This is a genomic window from Mesorhizobium sp. WSM4828 (assembly GCF_055811175.1).
The window spans coordinates 1-266 of record NZ_JBVVQK010000128.1 but is presented as its reverse complement, the minus strand read 5'-3'; the positions used below and the strand labels follow the sequence as shown (position 1 = coordinate 266).

General features: G+C 67.3%; 1 protein-coding gene. It reads left to right on the top strand.

Annotation, left to right across the window (positions count from 1 at the left end; genetic code table 11):
- On the top strand, positions 1-266 hold a 266-nt coding region (locus AC0L2X_RS32615), incomplete at both ends, for a hypothetical protein (RefSeq protein ID WP_473601239.1).

Genomic DNA, 266 nt, shown 5'->3' with positions numbered 1-266 from the left:
CCCGTCAGCGTATCGCCGGCCTCCCGGGTCACGGTGTCGGCGCGTCGGTCGAGGGCGTCGTCAACTTACCCGTGCGCCAGGATCAGGCCGCCTTGCGGTTGGTGGGCTACGTCGATGTCGCGCCAGGCTGGATCAACAACGCTGGAGGTCGCTCGGACGTCAACCGAACGGTCGTGCGCGGCACCAGAGCGTCGCTTCGCGTTGTCCCAAGCGAGGGGTGGACTTTTGACCTCATTGGCGCCGGTCAGAACATCCGCGCGCTCGAC